The sequence below is a fragment of the Acetobacter sp. genome, assembly GCF_022483985.1.
GTDB lineage: Bacteria > Pseudomonadota > Alphaproteobacteria > Acetobacterales > Acetobacteraceae > Acetobacter.
This window is the reverse complement of sequence record NZ_JAKVME010000003.1, coordinates 294,623-319,848: the sequence shown is the minus strand read 5'-3', so window position 1 is coordinate 319,848 and position 25,226 is coordinate 294,623. Positions and strand designations below refer to the sequence as shown.

At 59.5% G+C, this 25,226-nt stretch carries 23 protein-coding genes; 11 read left to right on the top strand and 12 right to left on the bottom strand.

All coding sequences use genetic code 11. The annotated features are described in order from the left end of the window. The first annotated feature begins 5 nt into the window (after positions 1-5). Positions 6-821: a siderophore-interacting protein gene (locus LKE90_RS15595; protein WP_291491394.1), complete on the top strand. Its 816-nt coding sequence runs from the start codon at positions 6-8 to the stop codon at positions 819-821. Between the two features lie 54 nt (positions 822-875). On the opposite strand, the gene LKE90_RS15590 is transcribed toward LKE90_RS15595, so the two are convergent. From LKE90_RS15590 to queG, 4 genes are all read right to left on the bottom strand, one after another. Beyond that, entirely contained in the window at positions 876-1,703 is an 828-nt protein-coding gene (locus tag LKE90_RS15590) for a TerB family tellurite resistance protein (RefSeq protein ID WP_291491395.1), read from the bottom strand. Positions 1,704-1,803: 100 nt separating this feature from the next. Further along, complete coding sequence (locus tag LKE90_RS15585) at positions 1,804-1,980, bottom strand: hypothetical protein (protein WP_291491396.1); 177 nt, start codon at positions 1,978-1,980, stop codon at positions 1,804-1,806. Positions 1,981-2,188: 208 nt separating this feature from the next. Continuing rightward, entirely contained in the window at positions 2,189-2,458 is a 270-nt protein-coding gene (locus LKE90_RS15580) for a ribbon-helix-helix domain-containing protein (RefSeq protein ID WP_291491397.1), read from the bottom strand. Continuing rightward, on the bottom strand, positions 2,455-3,564 hold the full coding sequence (gene queG / locus LKE90_RS15575; protein WP_291491398.1) for a tRNA epoxyqueuosine(34) reductase QueG: 1,110 nt from the start codon (positions 3,562-3,564) through the stop codon (positions 2,455-2,457). Before queG ends, LKE90_RS15580 begins: the two co-directional genes overlap by 4 nt. Before the next feature lie 476 nt (positions 3,565-4,040). On the opposite strand from queG, the gene hemF reads away from it, so the two are divergent. Together hemF and LKE90_RS15565 are read left to right on the top strand one after the other, a co-directional pair. Continuing rightward, positions 4,041-4,970, top strand: a complete 930-nt coding sequence (gene hemF / locus LKE90_RS15570; RefSeq protein WP_291491400.1) for an oxygen-dependent coproporphyrinogen oxidase — start codon at positions 4,041-4,043, stop codon at positions 4,968-4,970. Positions 4,971-5,136: 166 nt separating this feature from the next. Then, complete coding sequence (locus LKE90_RS15565; protein ID WP_291501558.1) at positions 5,137-6,213, top strand: hypothetical protein; 1,077 nt, start codon at positions 5,137-5,139, stop codon at positions 6,211-6,213. Positions 6,214-6,342: 129 nt separating this feature from the next. Here the strand turns inward: LKE90_RS15565 and ptsP are convergent, their stop codons facing one another. The 5 genes from ptsP to LKE90_RS15540 form a co-directional block, all read right to left on the bottom strand. Further along, the gene (gene ptsP / locus LKE90_RS15560) at positions 6,343-8,184 is read right to left on the bottom strand and encodes a phosphoenolpyruvate--protein phosphotransferase (RefSeq protein ID WP_291491402.1); all 1,842 of its coding nucleotides are present in this window, start codon (positions 8,182-8,184) and stop codon (positions 6,343-6,345) included. A gap of 113 nt (positions 8,185-8,297) precedes the next feature. Continuing rightward, on the bottom strand, positions 8,298-8,606 hold the full coding sequence (locus LKE90_RS15555) for an HPr family phosphocarrier protein (RefSeq protein ID WP_291491403.1): 309 nt from the start codon (positions 8,604-8,606) through the stop codon (positions 8,298-8,300). Then, positions 8,606-9,142: a PTS sugar transporter subunit IIA gene (locus LKE90_RS15550; protein WP_291491404.1), complete on the bottom strand. Its 537-nt coding sequence runs from the start codon at positions 9,140-9,142 to the stop codon at positions 8,606-8,608. Before LKE90_RS15550 ends, LKE90_RS15555 begins: the two co-directional genes overlap by 1 nt. Beyond that, a complete protein-coding gene (gene rapZ / locus LKE90_RS15545) occupies positions 9,139-10,236 on the bottom strand; it encodes an RNase adapter RapZ (RefSeq protein ID WP_291491405.1) in 1,098 nt (365 codons plus the stop codon). Before rapZ ends, LKE90_RS15550 begins: the two co-directional genes overlap by 4 nt. A 177-nt stretch (positions 10,237-10,413) precedes the next feature. Then, positions 10,414-10,914, bottom strand: a complete 501-nt coding sequence (locus LKE90_RS15540; protein ID WP_291491406.1) for an HPr kinase/phosphorylase — start codon at positions 10,912-10,914, stop codon at positions 10,414-10,416. A gap of 113 nt (positions 10,915-11,027) precedes the next feature. Here LKE90_RS15540 and LKE90_RS15535 point away from each other — a divergent pair, with 113 nt between their 5' ends. Both LKE90_RS15535 and LKE90_RS15530 read left to right on the top strand, forming a co-directional pair. Then, the gene (locus LKE90_RS15535) at positions 11,028-11,465 is read left to right on the top strand and encodes a Rid family hydrolase (RefSeq protein WP_291491408.1); all 438 of its coding nucleotides are present in this window, start codon (positions 11,028-11,030) and stop codon (positions 11,463-11,465) included. Positions 11,466-11,637: 172 nt separating this feature from the next. After that, positions 11,638-13,980, top strand: coding sequence for a glycosyltransferase (locus LKE90_RS15530; protein WP_291491409.1), 2,343 nt, complete (start codon positions 11,638-11,640; stop codon positions 13,978-13,980). Between the two features lie 277 nt (positions 13,981-14,257). On the opposite strand, the gene LKE90_RS15525 is transcribed toward LKE90_RS15530, so the two are convergent. After that, positions 14,258-15,244, bottom strand: a complete 987-nt coding sequence (locus LKE90_RS15525; protein WP_291491410.1) for a class I SAM-dependent methyltransferase — start codon at positions 15,242-15,244, stop codon at positions 14,258-14,260. Between the two features lie 731 nt (positions 15,245-15,975). On the opposite strand from LKE90_RS15525, the gene LKE90_RS15520 reads away from it, so the two are divergent. Beyond that, a complete protein-coding gene (locus LKE90_RS15520) occupies positions 15,976-16,893 on the top strand; it encodes a glucosamine inositolphosphorylceramide transferase family protein (RefSeq protein WP_291491411.1) in 918 nt (305 codons plus the stop codon). Next, on the top strand, positions 16,890-17,981 hold the full coding sequence (locus LKE90_RS15515) for a glycosyltransferase (protein ID WP_407066041.1): 1,092 nt from the start codon (positions 16,890-16,892) through the stop codon (positions 17,979-17,981). Before LKE90_RS15520 ends, LKE90_RS15515 begins: the two co-directional genes overlap by 4 nt. On the opposite strand, the gene LKE90_RS15510 is transcribed toward LKE90_RS15515, so the two are convergent. Further along, positions 17,960-19,093, bottom strand: coding sequence for a sensor domain-containing protein (locus LKE90_RS15510; RefSeq protein WP_291491413.1), 1,134 nt, complete (start codon positions 19,091-19,093; stop codon positions 17,960-17,962). The genes LKE90_RS15515 and LKE90_RS15510 overlap by 22 nt on opposite strands. A gap of 399 nt (positions 19,094-19,492) precedes the next feature. On the opposite strand from LKE90_RS15510, the gene LKE90_RS15505 reads away from it, so the two are divergent. The 3 genes from LKE90_RS15505 to LKE90_RS15495 all read left to right on the top strand — a co-directional run bounded on the left by LKE90_RS15505 (position 19,493) and on the right by LKE90_RS15495 (position 22,753). After that, positions 19,493-20,461, top strand: a complete 969-nt coding sequence (locus LKE90_RS15505) for a metallophosphoesterase family protein (RefSeq protein WP_291491414.1) — start codon at positions 19,493-19,495, stop codon at positions 20,459-20,461. Between the two features lie 316 nt (positions 20,462-20,777). Further along, positions 20,778-21,770, top strand: a complete 993-nt coding sequence (locus LKE90_RS15500; RefSeq protein WP_291491416.1) for an ELM1/GtrOC1 family putative glycosyltransferase — start codon at positions 20,778-20,780, stop codon at positions 21,768-21,770. Between the two features lie 5 nt (positions 21,771-21,775). After that, positions 21,776-22,753: a glycosyltransferase gene (locus LKE90_RS15495; RefSeq protein WP_291500999.1), complete on the top strand. Its 978-nt coding sequence runs from the start codon at positions 21,776-21,778 to the stop codon at positions 22,751-22,753. On the opposite strand, the gene LKE90_RS15490 is transcribed toward LKE90_RS15495, so the two are convergent. After that, positions 22,688-24,052 (bottom strand): lipopolysaccharide biosynthesis protein, encoded by a 1,365-nt coding sequence (locus tag LKE90_RS15490; RefSeq protein WP_291491418.1) that lies wholly within the window; start codon positions 24,050-24,052, stop codon positions 22,688-22,690. The genes LKE90_RS15495 and LKE90_RS15490 overlap by 66 nt on opposite strands. Before the next feature lie 498 nt (positions 24,053-24,550). Here LKE90_RS15490 and tatB point away from each other — a divergent pair, with 498 nt between their 5' ends. Beyond that, positions 24,551-25,201 (top strand): Sec-independent protein translocase protein TatB, encoded by a 651-nt coding sequence (tatB, locus tag LKE90_RS15485; RefSeq protein WP_291491419.1) that lies wholly within the window; start codon positions 24,551-24,553, stop codon positions 25,199-25,201. The last annotated feature ends 25 nt before the right edge of the window (positions 25,202-25,226 follow it).

Sequence of the window (25,226 nt, the reverse complement as noted above, 5' to 3'; positions counted from 1 at the left end):
AACACATGAACTCCCTGTCCCGGACGCCTCTGCGCGTCCGCCAGCCCGTGCGCCTGCGTATGGCGCAGGTCGCACGGATCGAGCAGCTCTCACCACTGATGCGGCGTATCATCTTTACTGGCGATGACCTGCATGATTTCAGTTCGGCTGCCGCCGACGATCATGTCAAACTGTTCTTCCCGCAACCCGGACAGGACATGCCCGTCCTGCCGGATGTGGATACAGGCGGCCGCCCCATGCACACGTCCTCATCATCCGTGATCATGCGCGACTATACACCACGCTTTTTCAATCCTGAGACAAATGAACTTGCCATCGAATTCGTCCTGCATGGCGACGGACCTGCGGCGACATGGGCGGCTCAGGCCAAACCCGGCCAGACACTTGGCATCGGCGGTCCGAGAGGTTCTTTCATCGTTTCCGAAAATTACGCGCATTATCTTCTGATCGGAGATCAGACCGCGCTGCCCGCCATAGCCCGTCGACTGGAAGAAATGCCGGAAAGCACGAGCGTTACGGCCATGATCGAGGTCGCGGATGCGGAAGAAGAGCGTCCACTGGCGAGCCGGGCTGACGCCCGTATCCTCTGGTTTCCCCGCAACGGAGTCGAGGCTGGAAAATCCACTGTTCTTCAGGAGGCTTTGCAAGACCATGATCTGCCGTCAGACGATCTTCATATCTGGATCGGCGCTGAAATCGACACAGTCCGACAACTCCGCACACTCCTCATCGAAGACAAGGGCGTGACGCGCGACCACATCCGTTCGGCAGGCTACTGGCGTCTGGGTGCTGCTGATGGCGGTGGTCGTGTGGAAGACTGACACCCTGACTAGATGAGAAGCTTTTTGAAAAAGCGCCCCCATCAAAATCAGATTTTAGAGGCCACGATCCCGTTTGATGACGTCCCATGCCGCGTTGATGCGGGAAATCCTCACAACAGCCGCGTCAATTTCAGGCTGGGATGCATTTTGCGCCGAGAGAGTATCCGGGTGATTGGCGCGCACCAGTGTCCGCCATGTCGCCCGGATTTCCTCATTTGACGCGTCTATGGAAACTCCCAGCACATCATAGGCAGCGTTTTCGGCCATGGCCGGACGGGAACGGCCTCCTTCAGCCCGGCTCCAGGCTCCGGCACTCAGGCCAAACGCCTTGTGCACGTTTTTCAGGAATTTGATTTCAGCCGGGTGCAGGGCTTCATCTCTGGCGCAATCTGCCCGTGCGACAAAAAAGAGCACACCAAGCAGATCCTCAAGCATGAGCTGATCATCGCGGTAGGCCTGCCCCAGTTCCCGGGCGAAGCGTTCGTAATCATCCGTCCGCTGCCGGGCCAGATCAAACAGACGCCCGACTTCCGAGGCGTTTTCAGGCGGAATCCTGAGCCGTGATTTGAAAGCGTCGATTTCCTTGCGGTTCACCGGCGCATCGCATTTCGCAAGCTTGGCGCAGAGCAGAACGGTGCAAAGCGCGTACAACTGGTCTTTCTTGCCGGTTACTGCCGCAAGCTTGGCCGCGACAAAGGCAGCGGCGCTGTTGGGGTCAGGGGCGGCGCGCGCTGCCCAGCGATCGCTCCATCCACCTGTCGGCGGTTCCAGCAGGGATCCACGATCAGCCGCATGTCCGAGCGCCGCGCCCAGCAACGCGCCCATTCGTCCGCCCACCGCAAACCCAGCCACGGTTCCGAACAGTTTACCCCAGATAGCCATGCAGAGAGTCTAGCCTTACTTCAGCGGGGACTAAAGCCCCCTTGTGATCAGGGCAGCCAGCCTCCCGCGACACGACACGAAATTCCGTCAGTTCCCCACCTTACGACGTCGTTTCCGCAGAACGGTCAATGGCCGAGTGGGCAAGACCGACCAGATCATTCGCAAGACCCGGCAGACCGGCCTGCCAGACAACATCCGCCAACTGAAGCAGGGAATGGGAGATCAGCATCGGGCTGGCCTCGGGACAATGTGGCAGGCGTAGAATATTCCCTGACATGGATTTCTCATCTGAGGTCATGCTGTCTGAAGTGTTCTGTCGTCGAGCGTCCGACGCTAGGGGGAGCGGTGTTTCTGAATGGTTAACTAGATAAGAAATTGAGGTGTTCTTCATTTTGGTAAACTGCACGTTCCTGATTGGGCAGGGAGTGCCGTCCCGGACAGATTTTACCATTCTTCCTTATGGAGCGAGGTTTTTCTGTCAGCTTTCACAGATCGGGAGACGACAGCGCGACTCTATCCTGTCCCAAAGACGAAACAGCATCTGATCTGGAAGCGTGCAACGCCGCAACACGTAAAGCCGATGCCAGAGGACGATTCGGATCACGTTTTCCGTCAATGCTCTCCACCAGCTTGCCGATTGTCTGACCCTGCTGCTGCGCCATCCCGTCCAGTACAACCCAGAACTCCGGTTCCAGCGCCACACTGGTCCCATGCCCGGAAAGAATGAGGCTGCGCTTGAGAAGATGGCGTGTCATGATTCCGGACTTTCAAAGGAAACCACGTGCTTGGCCAGCCCCGCCAGCCGTTCCGCCGCCCAGTCTGCGGCCTCCGCCACAACCGGATCAGGATCATCGCGCAACCGTTCCGCAACAGGGCGCATCCCGCTGTCCCCTGAATTGCCAATGGCGATCAGCACATTCCGCACAAAGCGATTCCGTCCGATCCGCTTGATCGGAGAACCTGAAAACAGAACCCGGAACCCCGCATCGTCAAGCGCCGCCAGTTCCGACAGACGGGGTGCGATCAGGTCTTCCCGCGCTTTCAGCTTCATCACGCGCGATTCCTCGGCGAAGCGATTCCAGGGGCAGGCGGACAGGCAGTCATCGCAACCGTAGATATGATTGCCCATCGTCTCCCGGAATTCGTGAGGAATAGGTCCAGCATGTTCGATGGTGAGATAGGAAATGCAGCGCCGTGCGTCCAGCCGGTAGGGGGTGGGAAAGGCGTTCGTCGGACAGACTTCGAGACAGCGCGTACAGCTTCCGCACTGACCGGCACGGTGGGCTGTCGGAGTCAGTTCGAGTGTCGTGTAGATTTCGCCGAGCAGCAGCCAGCTCCCATGATCGCGCGACACGAGGTTGGTGTGTTTCCCCTGCCAGCCCAGCCCGGCCCGTTCAGCCAGAGGCTTTTCCGGCACTGGCGCCGTGTCGACAAAGACCTTGACTTCCGCCTCCAGTCCGGCCCGGCGGATGTCCGCGACCAGATATTGCGCCAGATGCTTGAGCATACCCTTTATAATGTCGTGATAATCGCGGTTCCGGGCATAGACCGAGATATTCCCGCATGCCCTGTCGGCGAGCGTGGCCAGAGGATCGCCCTCCGGCGCGTAGGACAGGCCAAGAGAAATCACGCTGCGGGCTTCCGGCCACAATCCGTTGGGATGCGCCCGGGCCTCCACCCGTTCAGCCAGCCACGACATCGTGCCATGATGCCCCTGCGCGATCATCTCCCGCAGGCGGTCTCCGGCTTCCGCGCCGATATCGGCGGCGCAGACTCCAAAGGCGTGAAAGCCCAGCTCACGGGCCTTGGTCTCCAGCCGCTCAACCAGCCTGGGCATGGATGTGGAAGAAGAGGAAGGCATCCCGGTTTCCCCTGATGGAAAGAGCGGGAGGTAAGCCCTGACTCTGGCTCGCTCTGATACTGGACTGGCCTTAAATCACAAAAGCAAAAACTGACCTGTGTCACCTGTTTTCAGAGCAAGGTGCCGCTCCTGAAGTTTTTGAAAAAACTTCATCAGAAATGTCTTTATGATTTATCCGGGAAATGACTGAATACATGTCTGGAGCCAGACCACTGGCGGGGCTTCCGCCTCGTTTGCGTGCGGAAGAGCCAAAGACCAGCATGAGCGTCGGGAGACCGCATCCGGAATGTCGCCGGTGCGCCATCATCCCGAAACAAGCCCTCTTGCAATCACAGCCGGGATATCGCACCCCATAGGCGCATTCTGCGCGTCCGCCACGGAGCCGAGCCCATACGCGCCAGGTCAATGGACCAGACCGGGGGACCAGACCGGGGGGCCCAACAGGACGCACTGACAGGATCAGGAGATATCCGGTTATGGATGACACCACCGCCCCTTCCTCTGCCGCCGCCCGGCATTACGAACCTCTGAAACCGGAAGCGCAGCAATGGTTTGAGTCGCTGCGCGACCGGATCTGCGCCGCTTTCGAGAGTATTGAAACGGAAGCCGCAGAGAAGAACGCTCCTACCCTGCCGGGACGCTCCACAGCCCCCGGACGGTTCGAACGCACGGCATGGACCCGCGAAGCCGGGGAAGATGCCCACACCGAAGGCGGCGGCGTCATGAGCGTCATGCGCGGACGCGTGTTCGAGAAAGTCGGCGTGAATGTTTCGGTCGTCTCCGGCGAGTTCAGCCCGGAGTTCCGCAAGTCGATCCCGGGCGCGTCCGAAGATCCGCGCTTCTTCGCCACCGGCATCAGTCTGGTCGCCCATATGTGCAGCCCGGTTGTTCCGGCAGCCCATTTCAACACCCGGATGATCGTCACGACGGAAGGCTGGTTCGGCGGCGGCGGTGATATCACCCCCATGTTCCCCGAAAGCGAGGAAGCGCAGGACGACGCAGCAATCTTTCATGATGGCTTCCGTCTCGCCTGCGAAAAGCACGATCCTGAATATTACCCGCGCTTCAAGGCCTGGTGCGACAAATACTTCTATCTGCCGCACCGTCTGGAGCCACGCGGGCTGGGCGGCATTTTCTACGACCGTCTCCACAGTGGCGACCCGCTGATGGATTTCGCCTTTACAAAAGATGTGGGACTGGCCTTCCTTGAAACCTTCCCGAACATCGTGCGGTCCCGCATGGTGGAACAGTGGACCCCGGAACAGCGCGAGCAGCAGTTGATCCGGCGCGGACGTTATGTGGAATTCAACCTGCTACAGGACCGTGGAACACTTTTCGGCCTGAAAACCGGCGGTCACACGGAGGCGATCCTCATGAGCATGCCTCCCGAGGTGAAGTGGCCCTGACCCTTCGGGCCTGATCGCCACAGAACGGCCTTAACTTTATGGTGGTAATATTCCTGAAAATATTACCCGGACCATCTTTAAGGGAGATCTCCGAGTTTTGTCAGAACAAGACCTGCCATCCGATACCTGCCTTTCACGAGTTCCTCCACGGCGTCACAGCCGGCGGATGCTCCTGAAGGCGGCTCTCGGCCTCTTGGCAGGTTCCGGCGCAGGCGTCTTCATGACAGCCCGCGCCTTTGCCGACCGCTCCGAGACTGACGGACTTCTTCAGGCGGCGTCCGCCGCCATTCCGGCGCCGACAATCGGCACGCCAGCCCTGATCGTCGCAGGCAGTCCGGGCACAGGCCCGGCGCGCTGGGCTCCCGTCCTCGCGCCCTCCCTTGAAACGACGCTGCCGACGGACGGCCCACTGAACCTGCATAATGTAGCGGGGCAGGACGGAGTCACCGGGGCCAATCTTTTCGATGCACAGGCATCCGGCGACAATGCCCTTCTGGTTCCCGGCACGGCCATCCTCGCCGCCCTGTCCGGCGATTCCCGCGTGCATTTCGATTACCAGCGCTGGCTGCCGGTCGCGCTGGTCACCGGCTCTCCGCTGGTTGTGGGACATGTCGATTTCCGTCGCTCCCTGCGGACCCTGCTCCAGAACAGGCCCGTGCGCGTGGCTGTCACGACACCCACCGGAGCGGAACTGCCGACACTCCTCGCAATGGCGATCCTGTCGATGCGCGCCATCCCGGTCAGCGGGCTGGCAACACGGGACACCGCCATCGATGCGTTGCAACGTGGCGAAGTGGATGTGGTCCAACTGTCGCCCGGGAGCGCCACGCCGGAACTGCTCGACTCCCTGAAGGGGAAGGGTTTTGTACCGCTGTTTTCCCTGACGACGGACGCAGCAGGCGGGATACCCGATTTCGCCAGCCGGTTTGCCGCCCTGCGGGGGCATGCGCCGGATCATCCGCTCTTTCCCGCCTATCAGGCGGCGGCCCACGCGGCCTCCATTGACGCCGCGCTGGTCCTGCCCATGCTGACACCTCCGGCAAACGCAGCACTCTGGCGACATGCCGCGCATCTGACGGCGACGCAGCCCGGCGTCGATGAGCTTGCCCGGAACAGCCACACGCATCTCACGACCGAGTCGGATGTCCCATCTTTTTACGCTGCGCTGTCTCCGCCGCTTGCGAGCGTCCTCGCTTTTCGTCGCTGGCTGTCGGCGTCTTCCGTCTCATGGCGTACCGGCTGACACCCGACTTCAGAACTTAGAACGGCGTCCGTTCAGACTGGGGCACCAGCGCCGTTCTAACTCATTGTTTATCGAGCTCCTTCACCCGGCCAGAGGATTCCGGCTGATCGGATGTTGCCCTAACACCGATCAGCCTCGCTGAAAGGCGTCGAGAAGGCGTCCGATTTCCCCCACATCCGTTTCGGCCAGAACCCTCCGGGCGAGCAGACGGCATTCATTATAGCTGCTTTGCCGCACGATCTGCTTCACACGCGGCACCATCGAAGCCGACATGGAAAAGGATCGACACCCAAGCCCGATCAGAAGAGGAGTCAGACGGGGATCACCGGCGATTTCACCGCAGACGGACACGGGACATCGTTCAAGGAAAGCTGCTGACAGGACTTCGCTGACCATTCTCAGGACGGCGGGATGCAGCGGGTTATAAAGCGCCAGAACTTCCGAGGACGCCCGGTCAGCCGCAAGCGTATACATGGTCAGATCGTTTGATCCGATCGCCAGAAAATCAGCGTGCTGCGCCAGATGTCCCGCCGTCAGGGCCGCAGCGGGAGTTTCGATCATCACACCCAGCGGCGGCAGGGTCTCGCCGGTGTCAATGCCCTTGCGCTTCAGTCTCCGCGCCACACGTTCGTAAATCTCGCGAGCCGCGATGATTTCCGAAGCAGCCGTGACCATCGGCAGCAGCACGCGCACCGGCCCCTTCGCCGCTGCCCGCAGGATGGCCGCAAACTGCGTCTCCAGAAGATCGGGATATTCCAGCAGAAGCCGGATGCCCCGCACACCCAGAGCCGGATTGACCGAATCACGCCCGACAATCCCGGCGCGTATCAGCGCCTCTCCCTGCTTTTCTCCACCCCAGTCCAGCACACGAATGGTCGTCGGATCAGACCCCATGGTGGCGACGATGGCAGCGTAAATATCATACTGCGTCACCTCATCAGGAAGCGTCTCGGCGTTGATAAACAGGAACTCTGTCCGTAACAGGCCGATTCCGGCGGCGCCCGACTGCGCGATCAGGGGCAGTTCGGCAGGCAGTTCCAGATTGGCCTGAAGGCTGATCTTCTCGCCGCTGGCCATGCGTGACGCCAGCCGCCGCATCCGGCCGAGTTCCTGCCGCTCCTGTGCATAGGCCGCGACCTGCTTGCGCGCCTGCCGCACAGTGCGGGCAGACGGACCGACCGTGACGCCGCCTGAATAACCGTCCACGACCAGAGTGGCCCCGTCAGTCACCTGATCGAGCAGCCCTTCGACCGCCAGCACGGCCGGTACGCCCAGAGCCCGCAGCATGATGGCCGTATGCCCCGTGGTGCCACCATCCTCGGTGACGACGGCGGCAACGCGGGCCGGATCAATCAGCGCGGCGTCGGCGGGACGGAGTGTATGCGCCACCAGAATCGCGCCGTCCGGCATGCTGGACAGCGACAGAAAGGCTTCCCGCATGAGATTACGGATGACGCGACGACCGATTTCCCGAAACTCACCCGCCCTGCGCTCAGCGGCGGCGGCATCTTCTCCGGCGAGCTGCCTTTCTTCGCTGGACGCCAGCATCAGATCCGCCAGTTCAGCCGTCGCCTCATGGACGGCGGCTTCGGCGGTCAGGCCGTCATCAAGACGGCTGACAACGCCGTTCTGCAGGCGGGACGGCCCCAGCATACGCTGATAGACTTCCAGCATCGGCCCGATCTCGACCTGCGTTTCTTCCGGCAGCCGGGCGATGCGATTCTGGAGTTTTTTCAACTGGCCGATGGAACGCTCGACCGCTTCGCTGAACCGGGCGTGTTCCTGCTCCCGCGTCAGATGGCTGATCCGGGCTTCCGGTTCCAGAGAAGGGTCCTCTCCGACCACAAACGCCGGACCGATTGCATAGCCTGCGCCTATCGGCTCGCCATGCAGAAGACACTCGCCACCCGCTTCATCAGTTCCACTTCTGGCGAGGTCTTCTCCGCGACCGGAACTTCGCTGGGCGTTCATCTCATCCTCATCAGAGCCGTATCCGGCCGCACGAAAACGTCTGGCCGAATCAGGATATCCGTCCAATCATCACGCATCGCGACGTTTATGAATCCGTGTGAACAGCCACGGCCCTAACGCGCCAAAGTGACCGTTTCAGTATCTTCTCCAAACCCGCTACCGACAAGAGCCTCCAGCGCCCCGAGCGCTTCCCGCGCCTGTGCGCCTGTCGCCGAAAGGGTGACGGTCGCGCCAACACCAGCACCCAGCAGCATGAGCCCCATGATGGAACAGGCAGACACCACTTCGCTGCCATAAGTGACTGTCACTTCGGCATTCCATTTCTCGGCTTCCGCAACAAATTTCGCCGAGGCGCGGGCATGCAGCCCCTTGGCGTTCACGATTGTAACTGGTCGGGTCAGCGGTATTTCAGAGGTTTCCATCAGCCGACAGCGACCTTCCGCCCAGAGATCAGACTCACAGGTGGGAGCGGTTCAGGACAGGCCTTGTCAGAGAAGGGAAGAAAAATGTGAACCGGTTCGCCAGCGGCACCCTCGGAGCAACGGCGCGCTCCGTCCAGACATTGCAGGGGAAGATGGGAAGCGCGGCTGATATATTTGTGGGCCGCCTGCTCAGCCGCCGTGGCGCATTCCTCAAGCGTATGCAGGTCGCGCATCTGCGCCAGCTTGACCAGCATCGGCAGATTGGCCCCGCCCAGCACCTCGATCCGCCCCGGTTTCATCATCGCGACGGCGAGGTTGGACGGCGTGCTGCCGAACATGTCGGTCACAAGCATCACCCCGTCTCCATCATCGACACAGGCGACACAGGCTTCCAGTTCCAGACGCCGCGCCATCAGATCATCATCAGCGCCAATGCTGACAGCCGCCAGTCTTTCCTGCGGTCCCACGACATGCTCAAGCGTTTCCCGCAGGGCGACACCCAGAGCACCCTGAGTGACCAGTACAATGCCGATCATGCGTTTCCCCGCGCCAAGGACTGTGACGCCGACGTCCTGTCGTCCGAATTCACGTTACTGTTGTCCACACTGGAGACATCTACGAACCGCTCCGCCAGATCCGTCTGGAGGTCAGCCCGGTCATCAGCGGGCTTTCGCGCCCAGCGCCAGGCGGCGGCTCCCGGACCGGCGATCCCGAGCCGCGCCAGTTCCCGGTGAACGACCGCCACCGGCCCCTCGCCCCCCGGACTGTCGGAGATATCGGCCAGTTTCCGGCCCAATGCCTCCACCAACGTAACAGAGCGATGACGCCCGCCCGAACAGCCCACGGCGATGGTCGCGTATTTCTTGCCTTCCTGCACGAAGCGCGGAATGACCAGACGCAGCATCCCGAAAATCTGATTCAGAAATGGCTCGTAGTCAGGATCAGCCTCGACATAGGCGGCGACCGGCCGATCGAGACCGGTCTGCGGCGCCAGCACGGGATCATAATGCGGGTTTCTCAGAAAGCGGGCGTCGAACACCATGTCCGCTTCTCGCGGCAGACCGGCGGGAAAGGCGAACGACATCAGCACGACCGTCAGCCCTTCATCCGGCCCGCTATGCCATGTGCCATAGCGTGTCTCGATCAGACGCCGCAGTTCGGGGGCGGAGAGGTCCGACGTGTCGATGACCATATCCGCGCTGGCCCGCAGCTTTCCGGTCAGTTCCCGTTCCGAATCGATGCCTTCCTTCACGCTGCCGTGCGGCGCGAGGGGGTGACGGCGGCGGGTCGCCGTGTAGCGGCGCAGAAGCGTGGCTTCGTCAGCCGTCGCATAGATCAGCTCGGCCCGCAGATGCGGGTTCATACGCAGACGCGCCAGCGCTTCCAGCACGGTCGAGGTATCAAAATCCCGGGTCCGGGAATCCACGCCAATCGCAAGCGGCCGATCACCGCGCGCCACGATCTCATCCAGCATGCCGAGAGGCGGGTTATCGATCACTTCATGCCCAAGATCCTCCAGAATCCTGAGAATCGAGGATTTCCCTGCCCCCGACAGACCCGTGACAAGCAGGATCTGACGCATTGGAACCCCATCGGCAGTCTGGTCATCAGCAGTCTGGGACGTCACCATTGAAATCCGACAAAATCCTATAACGGAGAACAGAACGACAGAACCGACATACTATCGCATTTCAGGGCCGCGCGCCCCATTGCAAGACACCACCCGGCACGTCGAAAGGACGCCGCGTTCCAACTGCTGACACACCATACCAGAAGCTCCCGCCTGTCTGACACACTTTTGTCGCTCTCAGTCATCACGGGCCAGCATGGCGCTCTGCGACAGGAGAAAGGCTCGCCCTTCCAGACAGTCCAGCGCCATGTCGATCCGCTCCGGCGCGGAGGCCATCATGCCATCCAGAGTCAAAACCGGCAGCCCCGTTTCCCCGTCTGTCAGTCCCTCCTCCGGCAGCCGGGAGAACATCTCTCCCTGCCGGATCAACCGCACCGTCAGACAGGGCGTGACTTCCGGTACAAAAGAGCGCCGCACGATGCCCCAGCCCCGCACCTCGACAAGTCCGCGCAGGGCACAGGGCGCCCGGACAAGCTCCCCCTCCATCTCGATCCGGTCATCGGCCACCAGATCATAGCCACGCGCCAGCAACCGAAGCAGCAGGTCGGACTTGCCTGAGCCCGACGCCCCCAGAATCAGCACGCCCAGCCCGCGTCGGGCGACACATCCGCCGTGAAATCGCCTCACGCCATCACGGATCGTCACTGGCGCTTCCGTTCCGAAATCGTTACGGTTCAATAGCGTTTCTCCAGAGAAACATCTTTCTTTGCCGCTCTTTTCAGATTATGACAATTTTGTGTCGCCGGTTTGTCTTAACACACGAACGGGCGCGACCATAAAGGATAGCCGAAATGGAAGCAGCAACAGCCCTCATGCGGACCCGGTATGATCGACCAGAAAATACGTCCGCAGACCCGCTGTTGCGCCTCGACACTGTCCAGCCAAGCTATGAACAGTCCCACGAGGGAATGCGCGTCCGCCGCCTGCGCGGGTTTGATTCCCGGACGGGAGATTTTCCACCCCGCATCAGCGACCAGTGCCGGCTGGCCTTCTCGGCCGGTGACGCCGCCCTCTCGTCACGCGGGGCCTCGCTTCAGGATGTCGTCCGGGTCGTCTACCTCGTCAAGGACGCCAGCAAGCTCTCCTCGTGCGGCAGCTTCACCAGCAATGCCCTCGGTGACAACCGCCCCGCAATCACGGTGCTGGTGGTTGAAAAATTCGATCGTCCGGAAATCGAAATCGAGCTGGAACTCATCGCCCGTGTTCCGGAAGACGCTCTGGCGAACTGAGACACAGGGCTGTCAGACAGAAACGATATATTAACGATCCATTTCCTTTGGACTCGTCCCTCTGTATGGAGGGAGACACAGGGCTTGAGCCTCACCGGACATCGGACGCATCAGCACTTTCAGTCGGGTGATAGCGGAAAGCCTGCTTCCGTTTCCGAGGCCAGACCCCGCAGTGTCTTTTTCTTCCAACAATCCCAGACCCGGCGCAGCAAAAGACGAGCAGGCACACTCGTCGGAAAGCGGATTGCAGGATGAACTGACCCGCCTTCGCCTCCGGGCTACGGCTTTCGAGCGCTCGGAAGCCACGATCGAAGACTTGCGACGCCGCATACAGGCCTATGAGAACAGTACGTTCTGGCGTCTGACCAGCCCTGCCCGAAAAATCCTCGAACATTCTCCGCGACTGAAGCATCTTCTGCGCGAGGCAGCCCGTTCCTGCCGGAAGCTTGCCAGCGGCCAGTTTCCGGCCCGTCTGCATCCGTCCTTCCGGGCGCGTGCATCAGAGCCTCTTTGCAGAGAAGAGGAGCCTGCACAGCCTCCTGCGAAGCCCTCTTCCGGTCGCGCCAGAGCCATTTCGCGCCGTTCGGAAGACCCTACTCCTCTTCGGTTTCCACGCCATGCTTTTCCAGTCCTGAGCATCGTGATTCCGAGCTACGGTCAGGTTCCCGTCACGCTGCAATGCCTGCGTTCCATCATGCGGCATCCCCCAGCCTGCCCTTACGAAGTGATCGTCGCGGAAGATGCCTCCGGCGATCCGGCTGTCGCCACCCTGCGCGCCATCGAGGGGCTGGTGCTGATCGAGCGTGTCAACAATCTGGGCTTTCTGAAGAATTGCAACGAGGCGGAGAAAGCAGCATCCGGCACGTATCTCCATCTGCTCAATAACGATACGGAAGTGCTGCCCCACACATTCGACGCCCTTCTGTCCCGCCTGAAAACCGACGAAACCATCGGACTGACCGGCTCGAAACTGCTCTATCCGGATGGGCGGTTGCAGGAAGCGGGAGGCATCATCTGGAACGATGGATCAGGCTGGAATTTCGGCCGCAACGATCCGCATCCCGACCAGGCCGCCTACAGCTATCCGCGTGACGTGGATTACATCTCCGGCGCGTCGATCATGCTGCGCCGCGATCTGTTCGACTCTCTCGGCGGCTTCGATGAAGCCTTCGCTCCCGCCTATTACGAGGACACGGACCTTGCCTTTCGCATCCGCGCCTCGGGGCTGCGCGTGGTGTTCGAGCCCGCTTCAGCGGTCATCCACCATGAAGGCGTTTCGCACGGAACGGACGAGACCAGCGGCATCAAGACGTATCAGGTCCGCAACCGGCGCCTGATGCTGGAACGCTGGCACGACGTGCTGGCGGCGGAACATTTCCCACCCGCAACACATTTTCTGCGCGCCGCATCCCATGCCCGGAACCGCAGGACCATTCTCATCATCGACCATTACGTGCCCGAACCCGACCGTGACGCAGGCTCCCGCACGACAATGAATGTGATCCATGCCCTGACTGATGCCGGATGGCTGGTGAAATTCTGGCCTGAAAACCGTCAGCGCAACGCCTACTCCCATGCGCTGGAACGGCTGGGCGTCGAGATTCTGGACGAAACCAGCCCCTACGATTTTCCGGCGTGGATCAGGGAAAACGGCCCGGATCTCGATCATGTCATGATCATGCGTCCCACCATCGCCCGCGCCTTCCTGCCGGAGGTAGCGCTCAACACCGATGCACGCCGCTCCTATTACGGCCACGACATTCACTTCCTGCGACTGGAACGCGAGGCCGAAGTGACGGGGGACAGCCGCCCCCGAGAGGACGCGCTCACAATGCGACGTCTGGAGACATGGCTGTGGCCACAGTTCCATGCCGTGCTCTACCTGTCGCAATACGAAGCCGACCTCGTTCGTAAACTCGCTCCGAACGCAAGGCCACACGCCATCGTGCCGTTCTGCTTCCCACCGGACCGCTCGGCACGCCCCGTTACACCCGGTAAAACCATTCTCTTCGTCGGCGGTTTTGGCCACCCACCCAATGTCGATGCAGCCCTCTGGCTGGTGCGGGAAATCATGCCGCTCGTGCGTCAGCACATGCCGGACGCCTGCCTGATCCTCGCCGGATCAAAACCCGCTGCCGAAGTCCGTGTGCTGGCCAGTCCGGATGTCACCGTCACGGGTTTTATCTCGGATGAAGAACTTACCCGGCTCTACGCCACCTCCCGTGTCGCCGCCGTGCCGCTACGCTTCGGGGCGGGTGTGAAACACAAGGTGCTGGAAGCCCTGCATCATGGACTGCCGCTCGTCACCACGCCGGTCGGCGCGGAGGGGATTGCCGGGCTGGACGATGTTGCGTCTCTAGCGGAGACCGCGGACCAGTTTGCCGAAGCACTGCTGGCGTTACTGAAAGATGATGCGCTGTGGCGGAAGCATTCGGACGCGGGGAAAGAACTGATTAGCGGGGGTTATTCGCCGGAGCGGTTTGGAAATGCGCTTCTGGATGCGCTGGAAGCATAGATTGCGGGACAGGATGGTCGAAATATTTACAAAAACGATCAGTGCTCGTGTTGACTTTACCCTGTCGGGATACCGCAAATACCCCTCCCCCGCGGAAAGAAAAGAGGCTGCCCGACGGACGCCAGTTACGTCCGATAAGGCTCATCCACACTTACGGGTCTGACAGGGTTTCCGACGCACGATATTGTAGCGCCAAAGAAGATCATGGCGGCTGGATGACGGCCGAAACCCGACCTGACGACGAGACGCATCTGTCACCCTGCCGCTGTCTGGATTCTTATTCCGCGATGGCGAGACCCAGAAAACGCTGGTCGCCGGAGCCATTCAGGGAGGAAGGCTGAACAGGCGGAGGTGTGACCAGCGTGACAGGCAATTTCCTCGTATAATCTCCCTTGACGAGCGCACACAGACTGTTTCCATAGCGGTGAAGCCGGATGTGGTCATTTCCAACCCGCAGAATGCAGTTGTCGATGAAATCATCGGAAACTGCGCCTATGAGCGGAATCTCCAGAAACACGGAGTCGCAATCGGCAGCAATATCGCCGAAAAAGACCTCCGACCGGGCGGTCCAGCGAAACCGTTCGCCATGCGGCGTCGTATCCGTGTCGTTCCATTCCGGACTGGAGCAGGCCCCGGAAGGCGCTATGAGCTTGGTAACGCGCGGGTTTTCTTTGACCTGAAGCAGAAATTTGCGTGTCGCCGCGGAGAAGTCACGAGGAAAAAGCACGAATGAGCCGCCCATGAAGGCACACTGAAAACCCTTTTTGTGGGCGTATTCAAGAATGGTGTCGTAATTATAAAACGTGATGTGCCCGTTTCTGGGAGCTATGTACCACCAATTCGCCTTTTGCCTGTCGATATCGATCGGCGTGATCAGTTGACTGATAAGCGCAAAGCCACCCGGTTTGAGATAACCGATGATTTCATCAAGTGTTTCACGGGGAGAGGTTGTGTGCTCTATAACCTCGAAAGCCGTGACGATATCGAATTTCTGATCCGGTTTCCGAGGGGAAGAAAAAGGATCGTAGTTTTCTGTATTCCTGAACCCGCGGTCGGCAAGATTTTTGCTGAGAAGACCCTCTCCACTGCCATAGTCAAGCAATGAGAGATTTTGATCAAAAGACAACATTCCGGCGATATATTCAGCGCATTTCGTGGCGCGTACTCCGCTGTATTCCGGGTCAACTTTTATGTAATCGTCATTGTATATGAACTGTGAGAAATCTTCGCGCGTCCAGTCGTCGAAGAAATCCGTGAATATCATCTTGCACCGCGAACATTTATAATAATGAACAGCAATATCCGTTCGCGGCAGGTTCTCCATCTGACAGTTCTTGTTGAAATCCGCGATATCGAAATGAGAGGCGGTTCCGGTACACATCTTGCACTGTAGTTTCGTCTGAAGGAATGGTTTTTCGTTCTTTATCGATTGCGAAAGAAAAATTTTTAACTGATTATTCATTATAAAAATCCTTTTTGATGGATTTTCTTATAGAAATAAATTAATTACATTTTCCTAAATATTTTGGGTCAGGCTGGTTCCGTTACGGGATTCAGTAAATAAACCCGGCCTGTCCACACTGAAAATTCTTCTCTGCACGGCCTTGCGGCAGACGACCGGCTTTGTCCCGGATTCCAGCATACTCCATCGTCAGAGAAACCCCTGACGATTTACATCCCGTACGTGGTTCGGAAGACCTCTTCCTTTCCTGATCGACAGCAGGAAGGTCGTGTCTGGCGCAAGCCCCATATCGGGATCAGCAAAGAATCAACGGGAATTCACATCCGCGTCACCCTCATCAATCGACGCAGGCTCTCCGGATTCCACGCATGTAATCTGTCCGATCAACATCATCTTTCACACGACGTCGCCACATCATCCCTCTGAATGCCTCAGCAACAGAGCCGAAATGCAAGAGGCCAAAAGAACTTTCATAAAACTATCAAGATTATTTTGGAAAAGAAGAGAACGAAAAATCATGCTATATGAGGGCAATGAGTATCTTCAGAACCGATATCTGGCGCGTCGGCGTCGTGCTGGCCGGATTTTCCGAGATCTGCGCCACAGGCTCCCTCGACCCGTTCGCCATTCGCTGGCTGCCCAATCCGGGACGATATCGTTTTCTGGCGGACCCGTTCGGGATATGGCGTGACGACAGACTGCATGTCTTTGTCGAGCATTATGACTATCGCACCCGTAAAGGCGAGATCCACCTCCTGATCCTGAATCGGGCGCTGGAAATCATCCAGCAGGGCACAGTCCTTTCAGAACCATGGCACCTTTCCTACCCTTTCATCTTTGAAGCGGATGGCGAAGTCTGGATGCTGCCCGAAGCCTGCCGCTCGGGGAAACTAACCCTCTATCGAGCCCGTCATTTCCCATGGGAATGGGAAGCGGTTCCCGAATTTCGTTTTCCTCACGCCGCAATCGACGCCTCTCCGATTTTTACCGCCGGAGCATGGTGGATGTTCTACGCTCCTTCCTCTCCTGACACGGACCGCATGGCGGCTCTTCGACTGGCACGGGCAGACACGCTGCTCGGTAGATGGGAGGATGTTTCCACCCAACCGTTAAGACGAGCACCGGGAAGCAGCCGGATGGGAGGCACACCCCGGATTATGGAGGGACAGCTTATTCTCCCCATGCAGGACTGCACCGAGACCTACGGCGGAGCGATCCGCCTTCTGACGGCCAAGACTTCTCCTGATCAATTCATGACTTTTCAGGAGAGTTTTCGGATAACAGCTCCTCAAAGCGCACATCCGTTTACAGCGGGCCTGCATACACTCTCAGCCGCAGGGGATGTCACGCTCATTGATACCAAGCGTATCCTGCGTAATGTCACGGCGCGGGCCTGCATGGATCTCCGTCATCATGTCGGAAAATGGTTCGGGCAGAGGAGATCATTTTGAAAATCGCCTACATCATCAACTCGGTGGAAGGCGGTGGAGCGGCCCTGCCGGTGCCCGCCGTGACCCGGGTCATGCGTAACCGCGGGCATCATGTCGAAATCTTCGCGCTCAGCCGTCGGGATGGACGCGCCATCACGCCGATGGAACAGGATGGCTTACACGTGCATGTCCGGGATGGTTCTCCGCGAGACCATCTAAGCGCTTTTTTCTGGCTGAAGCGTCAGATGCAGGCATTTTCGCCAGATGTAATCTGGACCTCCCTGACCCGCGCAACTCTGCTGGGACAGCTGCTCGGAGCCTGCCGCCGGTATCCAGTGGTGAGCTGGCAGCATTCGGCGCGTCTCAAACCAGCGAACGCCCGGATGTTGCGCTTCCTGCGGTCCCGCACCTCCCTCTGGATCGCGGACTCCTGCTGTGTAGAGAAAATGACTAGGGAAAAACTGGGGATTCCGCCAGAACGGGTCACCTGCTGGCCCATTTTCCGGGCGGACGCCGATGTCCCTCTGGCATCCGCCTGGCAACCGGGCGAACCCGTGCGTATCGGCTCGCTCGGACGCCTGCATCCGGTGAAAGGTTACGATATCCTCTGCCATGCTCTGAAGTTACTGGGGCAACGGAGCAATCTTCCCGCCTTCGAAGTGCTGATTGCCGGAGAAGGCGAAGAACGCGCCCACCTCGAAGATCTGATCAGACGGGATAGTCTGCCTGTCCGTCTGGTCGGATATGTCGAGCACCCCAAAAACTTTCTGGCGACACTGCACGCCTATGTGCAGCCTTCCTTCTGGGAGGGACTCTGTCTGGCTGCCCATGAAGCAATGCTCGCGGGTCTGCCTGTCACTGCTTCAGCCGTGGGAGAACTTCCCTTTACCATCATTGGAGAAATGGGAAGCGTGGTACCGCCTCATGATCCACAGGCTCTGGCGGATGCGCTTGAAAAACTGCTTCGCTCGCCTGACAGACTGGCCGAATGGGGACAGGCGGCACGGCAGCGGGTGCTGGAACGATTCAACGCCATTCGGTTCGACGCCACTGGACAGGATATTGTGGAACGTGTCAAACAGATTGTTCAGGCGCAGCGCCTCAGATAATCCACCATCGCATCGGCCGCCGCCGGGGCGGTCGGCTGGTTGTCCGGCAATTCGAATGTTTCCGAGAAATAGGCGACCTGCCGTTCCCTGAACTGCGGGTGAACCAGAAACGCACTCTCCAGCGTATCGGCAAGACCATCAAGGCCGTCCAGCACGTCGCCAAGCTGCCAGAAACTGTAGTTGCTGTCGTTTTCCCATCGTGCGTTATGAGCATTGAGAAAAATGCAGGGGCGCGGCCGGATCATGAACTCCGCTACCTGACTGCTGACATCACCCAGATAAAGATCAGCCGCCATCGTATACGTCATATCGACACTTCGTGTACTACCCGGATCAATCAGAAGATTTTCACAACCGGAAAAACGCTGTCGCAACATCTCGCCAGCTTCTCTGTTTCGATCAAACAGGCGAACATGGGGAGCGAAAACCAGATTGTAGCGATCCTGCTGCGCGAAAAAAGCAAGGATTCTGTCGCCGAATTTCTCCCATGAGGACAACCGGGAAGAGAAATGCGGATTATAGAGAACGACAGGGCGGGCATTGTTGAAAAGCGGACGCGCCGCGCGATTCATGCGTTGGACGATATCGAATTTCGCATAAGTGCCACGATGATAACGCCCGGGCGTAATGGCGCCCTGCTGAAGAAGGCGTTTTTCAATCTTTTTTCCAGACAGAACGATAAAATCGAACAGTCTTGTGTCTTTTGCAAACCCCACAGCCCGATCGCCCGCGCCATGCCGGGTCCATGCCAGACGTGGTTTCCGAACCCCCATGCGCTTGAGATAGAGAGAAGTCCGCTCTGGCACGACAATACCGCTGAACTGTGAAAAATAGGAGCGGTTCATCGCAAGAACGGAAATTTTTTCGAGCGGACCCGGTCCCTTTTCCTCAATCCTGCGCCGCAGACGCTGAGGCATCCGCAGGAGTTCATACGAAACCCTGCTCTCCGGATAGAAGGCCGCAAGCTCACGGGCATATTCCAGATGACTTTCCGTCATACAGGCCAACTGCACTTCGACATCCGGGCTGCGGGCTGCAATTTCCATGCCTATTGGAAGCGAATGCAACGTCTGATGCGGCTGGGCTATGAACGGCAACACAACCTTCAGCATGTCTCACTGTTTCCATAAGGATCAAATATGGTTTGTCTTCTGTGACAACATCCCTCCACAAACAACAGGACTTCATTTCATTTTTTTAAACACTTTATTTCAATATCACAGAAACCAACCTAAATATTACATTTTTATTACACATCGCCAAAATAAAGAAATTGAAATTCCTCAACTGCATTGTGATAGTTTAATGAAATTGTGGCAATTTAATTTTAAAACATTCATTTGCATGCGATATGGTGCTGCGAAACAACCTCTCTGATGATTGAAACGCATGGACAATGTCATGACTTTCTCATTGTCGCATGACAATCCGGGAACATACCCGCACAAAGATGCTCCACGGCCAGCGGTTCAGACAGACAGCAGGCGGAATGACCCAATCCGACGGCATTCATGATGAGTAATGCAGGCCAGATTCAGAGCTTTGCTCACCTGTCCGACGTGCATCTTCCACCAGCACACGCCCTTTCGCCCAAGGCCTTCGTGGGCAAGCGTGCGCTGAGCGTGCTGTCGTGGAAGCGTCGGCGCTCCAGACACCATACTCTCCGGACAGCGCAGGCCGTGATGGACGATATCGTCGCCTTCGCGCCGGACGCCATCGCTGACACCGGCGATCTTACCAATTTCGGCCTTCCGCAGGAATTTTCGCAGGCAGCGGACTGGCTTGAGCAGATGCCCGCCCCTACGATCGTGGTGCCGGGCAATCACGACGCCATGACCTCCGGCGCCAGAAAGCAGGCGCTTGCGACATGGAGCCGATGGACCGCGCCCCGCGCCGAGGATTTCCCCTTTATCCGCCGGGTAGGCAATCTGGCGCTGATCGGCGTATGCAGCGCCGTCGCCAGTCCGCCGCTCATGGCCTATGGACATGTCGACATCGAACAGGCGGCCCGCCTGCGCAGAATTCTCGACGCCACACGGGACGCCTGCCGGATCGTGCTGATCCATCATCCCGTGGCGCCGGGTCTGGTGCCATGGCGCAAATCCCTTCTGGGATGGAGGCATGTCGCCGACGCCCTGAAAGAAGCGGGAGCAGAACTCGTGCTGCACGGCCACTCCCATTGCGCCACAATCCGCTTTATCTCCGACACCTCGATTCCGCTCATCTCCACGCCCTCCGCATCCCTGATGTCAGACGATCCTGACAAGGCCGCGGGCTGGAACGCCTTCCGCGTTGTCCCCGAGGCCAATTACTGGCGTATCGAAATGACCCGCAGGCGCATGACCGAAACAGGTGAGTTCGTCAGTTCCGGTCAGATCACTTGGCTGCGTCCCCGTGTGCCTGTGCAGAATAGTCCCGCGATCCCGGATGTGTTCGACGCCCCCCCTCTGCCGGTCTATCAGCACGCTGTAGGCGGATAACTGGCGTAATCCAGCCGCTCTATTAGATAACCCTTATGCGGGCTCTGCCCGCACCCGCAAGGGACCGCAAGGCCCCTTGCCCCCGACTTGTTGATGACAAACGGTTTCCAAAGGCGCGCCTTTGGCGGGGGTCGGGGCAGCGCCCCGCGAATCCCACCCGCCAAAAAGTTCAGGCAGAAGGAGAGTTGGTATAAGGCAGACGACTTTTCATCATACCAGCCCCCGAACCGATTTCCCGCGCTCTCTGGCCCTATACGTCAGCAGTCAAGAAGATCACGTCTCCCTGAACCGCACCAAAAACTGCACAGCCTCATCGGTGAACACCATTTCCAACGCGTCCATTCTGATCATCGATACCGGTCGAAAAGGTGAAATGCGACAGTGCGAGGCGCTCGCCATGGCATGTGGCCTGCCCTGGCAGTTCACTCACGACGACCAATCCACCTCCAGTGAGCCCACGCTGATCCTGTCCTTCGGCAGGGCGCTGAGACAGGCATGGCGTCTGAAGGCGGCATTCGGCGGTCGCCCCCGCATCATCCAGCTCGGACGTCCGCGCCTGAAAGCCCCATCGGAGCTGGATCTGATCCTGCTGATGCCACAGGATGATTACCCGGCAGGCCCGCAGGTGCTGCATCTGAACATGCCGCTGAACGGCGCGGATATCGCACGATCAAGCATTCCCGCCAGCACGGCGCAGGGACCGCTCTCCGTGCTGCTGGGAGGACCGACCCGTCATTTCGGATTCAGCGATCATGACGCGTTGATTCTGCTGTCCCGCGCCGAGCGGCTGGCCGCAGCGACCGGTACGGAACTCCGGATCGTGCCCGGCCCGCGCACACCGGATCATGTGATGGAGATTGTCAGGGAACGGTATCGTCAGACACCCGAACGCATTGACCGGAGACCTCTCCCGACGGTTCTGGAAGAGAGCGGCAGACTGGTGGTGACGACGGACAGCGCTTCCCTGATCGCCGACGCGTGGCGGACCGGCAAACCGACCTGGCTGTATCCGCTTCCGGTCCGGTTGCCGCCCGTCCAGCGCCTGAAAATCATGGCGGACCGGATCACGCCGGAACTTCGCCATACGCTGATCCGGCGTGGCTGGCTCGCCGGCGGCACGGATTTCACCCGCTGGCATCAAGCCCTTGTCCGGCAGGGACTTGTGCGGCCATTGACGGAGCAGGGTCTGAAGGAACCAGACTGGCGCATGCCGCTTCCGGCACATGATGACGAATTGCGGATGTGCCGTGACCGGGTTCTTGCGCTGGTCGCCGACAGACAGCCTGCCTCCGATCACGTTGAAAGATGACGCTATTGCCGTTGCAAGACCAGACCTGTGTCGTCACCGTCACCTATGGTGAACGCACGCATCTTCTTGCGGAAGTCTTGCGGGCCGCTTTCCGTTGCGGGGCCGCCTGCGCCGTCGTGGTGGACAATGGCACACCCGGTCCGGCGCAGGAGGCGCTCGCGAAACTGCGGGAGGAGTTCGGGGCTGACGCCCTGCATATCGTGCGGCTGGCGCAGAATGAAGGCTCGGCGGGCGGATTCCATGCCGGACTGGCCCATGCGGCGGGTCTCTGTGATATGCGTTTCATCTGGGTGCTGGACGACGACAATGTGCCGGAAACAGACGCCCTGCCTGTCCTTCTGGATCGCTGGAAACGCCTTGGCGCGGACGAGAGCAACGCCATGATGAGCTTCCGCGTGGACAAGCGGCAGTATCGCAAGGTGCTGGACCGCAAAACCCTGCACTGGGTCGAGCCCGGCGCGTTCTTCGATTTCAATCTGGCGCATCTGTGGAACGGTGGAAAACGGAAAGCCACGACACGGGAAGACTGTTTCGAACTCGGCGTCGCGGCCTATGGCGGCTTCTGGTTCGCCCGCTCGTGGCTCGACCGGATTACCCTGCCGCCACGGCATTACCATCTCTATTTCGATGATTACGCCTTCTCGCAGCAGATCCCGGCGGCTGGCGGCCATATCTGGCTCTGTCCCGACAGTCGCCTCCGTGACATCGACGAATCCTGGCGTGCGAACCGCAAAGCCATTCACCCCTGGCTGGACCCGAAGACCGAGGAACGGCGCGTTTTCTGCACGATCCGCAACCGGCTCTGGTTGGAACGGTCTCTGGCGACCTCGCCGTTCCTGCATCGCCTCAATATGGCGCTTTACCTGCTGGTGAAAGTGATCGCGCCCAATCTGGGAACCATGTTGGCGCGTCCCGGTTCAGCGCCCGCCTTCCTGCGCCGGGTCAGACTGATCCGCCGCGCCTTCCACGCCGGACTGGCCTGAGCGACCGAGCCGTCGGGAAAAGACCACTGCCCCGACAAGGCAGGACAGAAAGACCGCAGCGCTTGAAGCCAGCGTTACCAGACAGGCGCCCGTGAGGTGATAAAGCCGGGTCAGCAGATAGAGCGCCGGGAAATAGAGCAGCGTGACAAGAACGCGTGTTCTGACGAGAAGCCGCAACTGGCCGGTCACGATCAGCAGGGGCTCCAGCGGCACGATCAGCAGGCTGAAAATCGCCGCCAGCAGCATCATCGTGATGTAGAACGACGTATGCGGCACATGCACATGCAGCAGGGCGCGAAAAATATGTGATCCCGCCACAGCCGTCAGAAGAATCAGGAACGCCGAGATGGCGATCAGGATTCCGAAAATCGACAGCGTGACCTTCCGGAGACCCGCCCAGTCCTGCCGGTCGCGCATTTTCACGAGTTCCGGATACAGTACCGGCGAAATCAGTTGCGCGGGCGTCACGATGCCGGAAGCGATCTGTCGGCACACCCGGAAAATCGCGGCTTCCGCAATGCCGATCTGCTTGCCGACGATCAGTGTGGCAACATGGGTGGAAGCGGACGCCAGCGTCTGGTTGAGGCTGACGCCGCGCGTGAAGGCCCACATCCCCTCGCCCTTCCAGCGCCAGTGCCGGAATGCTTCGAAGTAGCCGAAGGAGGCCCGCGTCCGGAGGATGGACAGGGCGAACGCGGTATACAGCCCATAATCAAACAGGACCGCCGCCGCCCAGATGAACAGGAACCACCCCACGCCGAGATGCAGCGTATAGGCCAGCAGCACGCCGCACATCTTGCCAAACGCCGTGAAGCCGTCCGTGATCGGCACCAGCCGGAACCGCCCGGCCAGACGCAGCACGCCGTGACACCATCCCGTATACATGAAGGGCGCAACAAAGGCGTACAGCAGAGCCAGCGAACGCTCATGAGGCGTCCAGCCGACACTCGACGCGTAAAAGCTCACGATAACAAGACTGAGCGCCAGCGCCGCCAGAGCCGACAGCCCATCGAGACGGATGCAGAACGAGACCACCTGCCTGAAACGCCCCATCTCGCCATCGAAAAACGCATCGCTCCCGAAGCGGATCAGCGTCTGCCATGTCTGAAGCCGCGAAAAGGTCGAGCCGGTCATGGCGAGAGAATGGATCAGGATCAGCAGCCCGAAATCAGACAGCCCCAACGCCCGCACGGCAAACGCCATATAAACGAAGCTGCATAGCGCCGTCAGAACCCGACCAAGCGTCAGCATGCTGACGTTGCTGAAGATTGATCTGAAAGTGGAGCGGCTCCGGGTCATGCGGACTTTCTGGACGGGTTTCTGGGCGGACTTCTTGTTGGCTGACGGTGGCCGATGCGGGCCGTCCCGGCTTTTGGCATATCGGAGGGAATCGAAAAACCTTCTTTCTCCCTCAGGCTGTCGGCGGCAGCGTTCCCCCACCTCCTGAACAGCACCAGTCCGCAGCGCCTGAATCCGAACGATGCGAACACCGCTTCAGGCTCAAAATCCCACGAAGCCGCCATCCGTTTCCGGCCGGCTCCGATAACCCCGACATCTGTTTTACGGCTTATCCGTGTTTGCAAACAGGGCCATATCAGGCAACGTCAGAGCTATGTGGCCCCGCGACAGACAGGAATATGAAGGTTTTGAGGCTCCATTCCAGATATGAGGCAGAAAGCGGCGTTCTTCTGCATTTGCAAAATATACAAGAACCTGCCTTTTCTGTATGGTCCCGTCCGCCTGCCCCATCCGGCAGTCGCGGCGGATTGAGAATTATGGCGGGTACCGGCGAGAATAATGTTTGATTTTGCCTGGTCGGAATTTGCGCTGATCGGCGTGGTGGCGCTTCTGGTCATCGGACCGAAGGACATGCCCACCGCGATCCGGTCCGTTGCCAAAGTCGTCAAGAAAGCCCGCAGGCTGGCCTCTGATTTTCAGGGGCATGTGGATGAGATGGTCCGGGAGGCGGATCTCGGCGAGGTGCGTGATCAGGTCCGCCAGTTCCGCTCGCTCAATGTCCGCAGTCAGATCATGCGGACCATCGACAATGACGGCAGTCTACGCCGGACGTTCGACGATCCCACGCTGAAGGGCCGCCCGTTCGATGACAGGCCGAAAGCCCTGTCCACCGCTGATGCGCCTGCCCTGCTGCCGCCTCCGCCACGAGAGGCTGTCGGCTCCTCGCCGCTGGGCATAGAGCCGCTTTCCTTTGCCGACGGCACGCCGCAGACCGAACCGGGAGAGGCCCCCGCGCCCGCCATGGTGCCGCCCGCCATCGCCCGCCGCATCGCCTCCGCGTGGCCGCGCCTTCGCACGCCCGCCATTCTTCCCCCGTCACGGGTGCTGCATGGCAACAGACGGGTCGCGCCCTTCACAGCGCCGGTCTCTGATGCGCCCGCGCCAGATATCCAGCAGTCACAAGACCAGACGAGGAACGACCTGTCGTGACGACGACTGACAATCCGATTCACGA

What these genes read in the sequence shown, in the direction of transcription:
- LKE90_RS15595 (WP_291491394.1), top strand. Translation starts at nt 6, where the DNA reads ATGAACTCCCTGTCCCGGACGCCTCTGCGCGTCCGCCAGCCCGTGCGC.
- LKE90_RS15590 (WP_291491395.1), bottom strand. Translation starts at nt 1,703, where the DNA reads ATGGCTATCTGGGGTAAACTGTTCGGAACCGTGGCTGGGTTTGCGGTG.
- LKE90_RS15585 (WP_291491396.1), bottom strand. Translation starts at nt 1,980, where the DNA reads ATGTCAGGGAATATTCTACGCCTGCCACATTGTCCCGAGGCCAGCCCG.
- LKE90_RS15580 (WP_291491397.1), bottom strand. Translation starts at nt 2,458, where the DNA reads ATGACACGCCATCTTCTCAAGCGCAGCCTCATTCTTTCCGGGCATGGG.
- queG (WP_291491398.1), bottom strand. Translation starts at nt 3,564, where the DNA reads ATGCCTTCCTCTTCTTCCACATCCATGCCCAGGCTGGTTGAGCGGCTG.
- hemF (WP_291491400.1), top strand. Translation starts at nt 4,041, where the DNA reads ATGGATGACACCACCGCCCCTTCCTCTGCCGCCGCCCGGCATTACGAA.
- LKE90_RS15565 (WP_291501558.1), top strand. Translation starts at nt 5,137, where the DNA reads ATGCTCCTGAAGGCGGCTCTCGGCCTCTTGGCAGGTTCCGGCGCAGGC.
- ptsP (WP_291491402.1), bottom strand. Translation starts at nt 8,184, where the DNA reads ATGAACGCCCAGCGAAGTTCCGGTCGCGGAGAAGACCTCGCCAGAAGT.
- LKE90_RS15555 (WP_291491403.1), bottom strand. Translation starts at nt 8,606, where the DNA reads ATGGAAACCTCTGAAATACCGCTGACCCGACCAGTTACAATCGTGAAC.
- LKE90_RS15550 (WP_291491404.1), bottom strand. Translation starts at nt 9,142, where the DNA reads ATGATCGGCATTGTACTGGTCACTCAGGGTGCTCTGGGTGTCGCCCTG.
- rapZ (WP_291491405.1), bottom strand. Translation starts at nt 10,236, where the DNA reads ATGGTGACGTCCCAGACTGCTGATGACCAGACTGCCGATGGGGTTCCA.
- LKE90_RS15535 (WP_291491408.1), top strand. Translation starts at nt 11,028, where the DNA reads ATGGAAGCAGCAACAGCCCTCATGCGGACCCGGTATGATCGACCAGAA.
- LKE90_RS15525 (WP_291491410.1), bottom strand. Translation starts at nt 15,244, where the DNA reads ATGATATTCACGGATTTCTTCGACGACTGGACGCGCGAAGATTTCTCA.
- LKE90_RS15520 (WP_291491411.1), top strand. Translation starts at nt 15,976, where the DNA reads ATGAGTATCTTCAGAACCGATATCTGGCGCGTCGGCGTCGTGCTGGCC.
- LKE90_RS15510 (WP_291491413.1), bottom strand. Translation starts at nt 19,093, where the DNA reads ATGCTGAAGGTTGTGTTGCCGTTCATAGCCCAGCCGCATCAGACGTTG.
- LKE90_RS15505 (WP_291491414.1), top strand. Translation starts at nt 19,493, where the DNA reads ATGATGAGTAATGCAGGCCAGATTCAGAGCTTTGCTCACCTGTCCGAC.
- LKE90_RS15490 (WP_291491418.1), bottom strand. Translation starts at nt 24,052, where the DNA reads ATGACCCGGAGCCGCTCCACTTTCAGATCAATCTTCAGCAACGTCAGC.
- tatB (WP_291491419.1), top strand. Translation starts at nt 24,551, where the DNA reads ATGTTTGATTTTGCCTGGTCGGAATTTGCGCTGATCGGCGTGGTGGCG.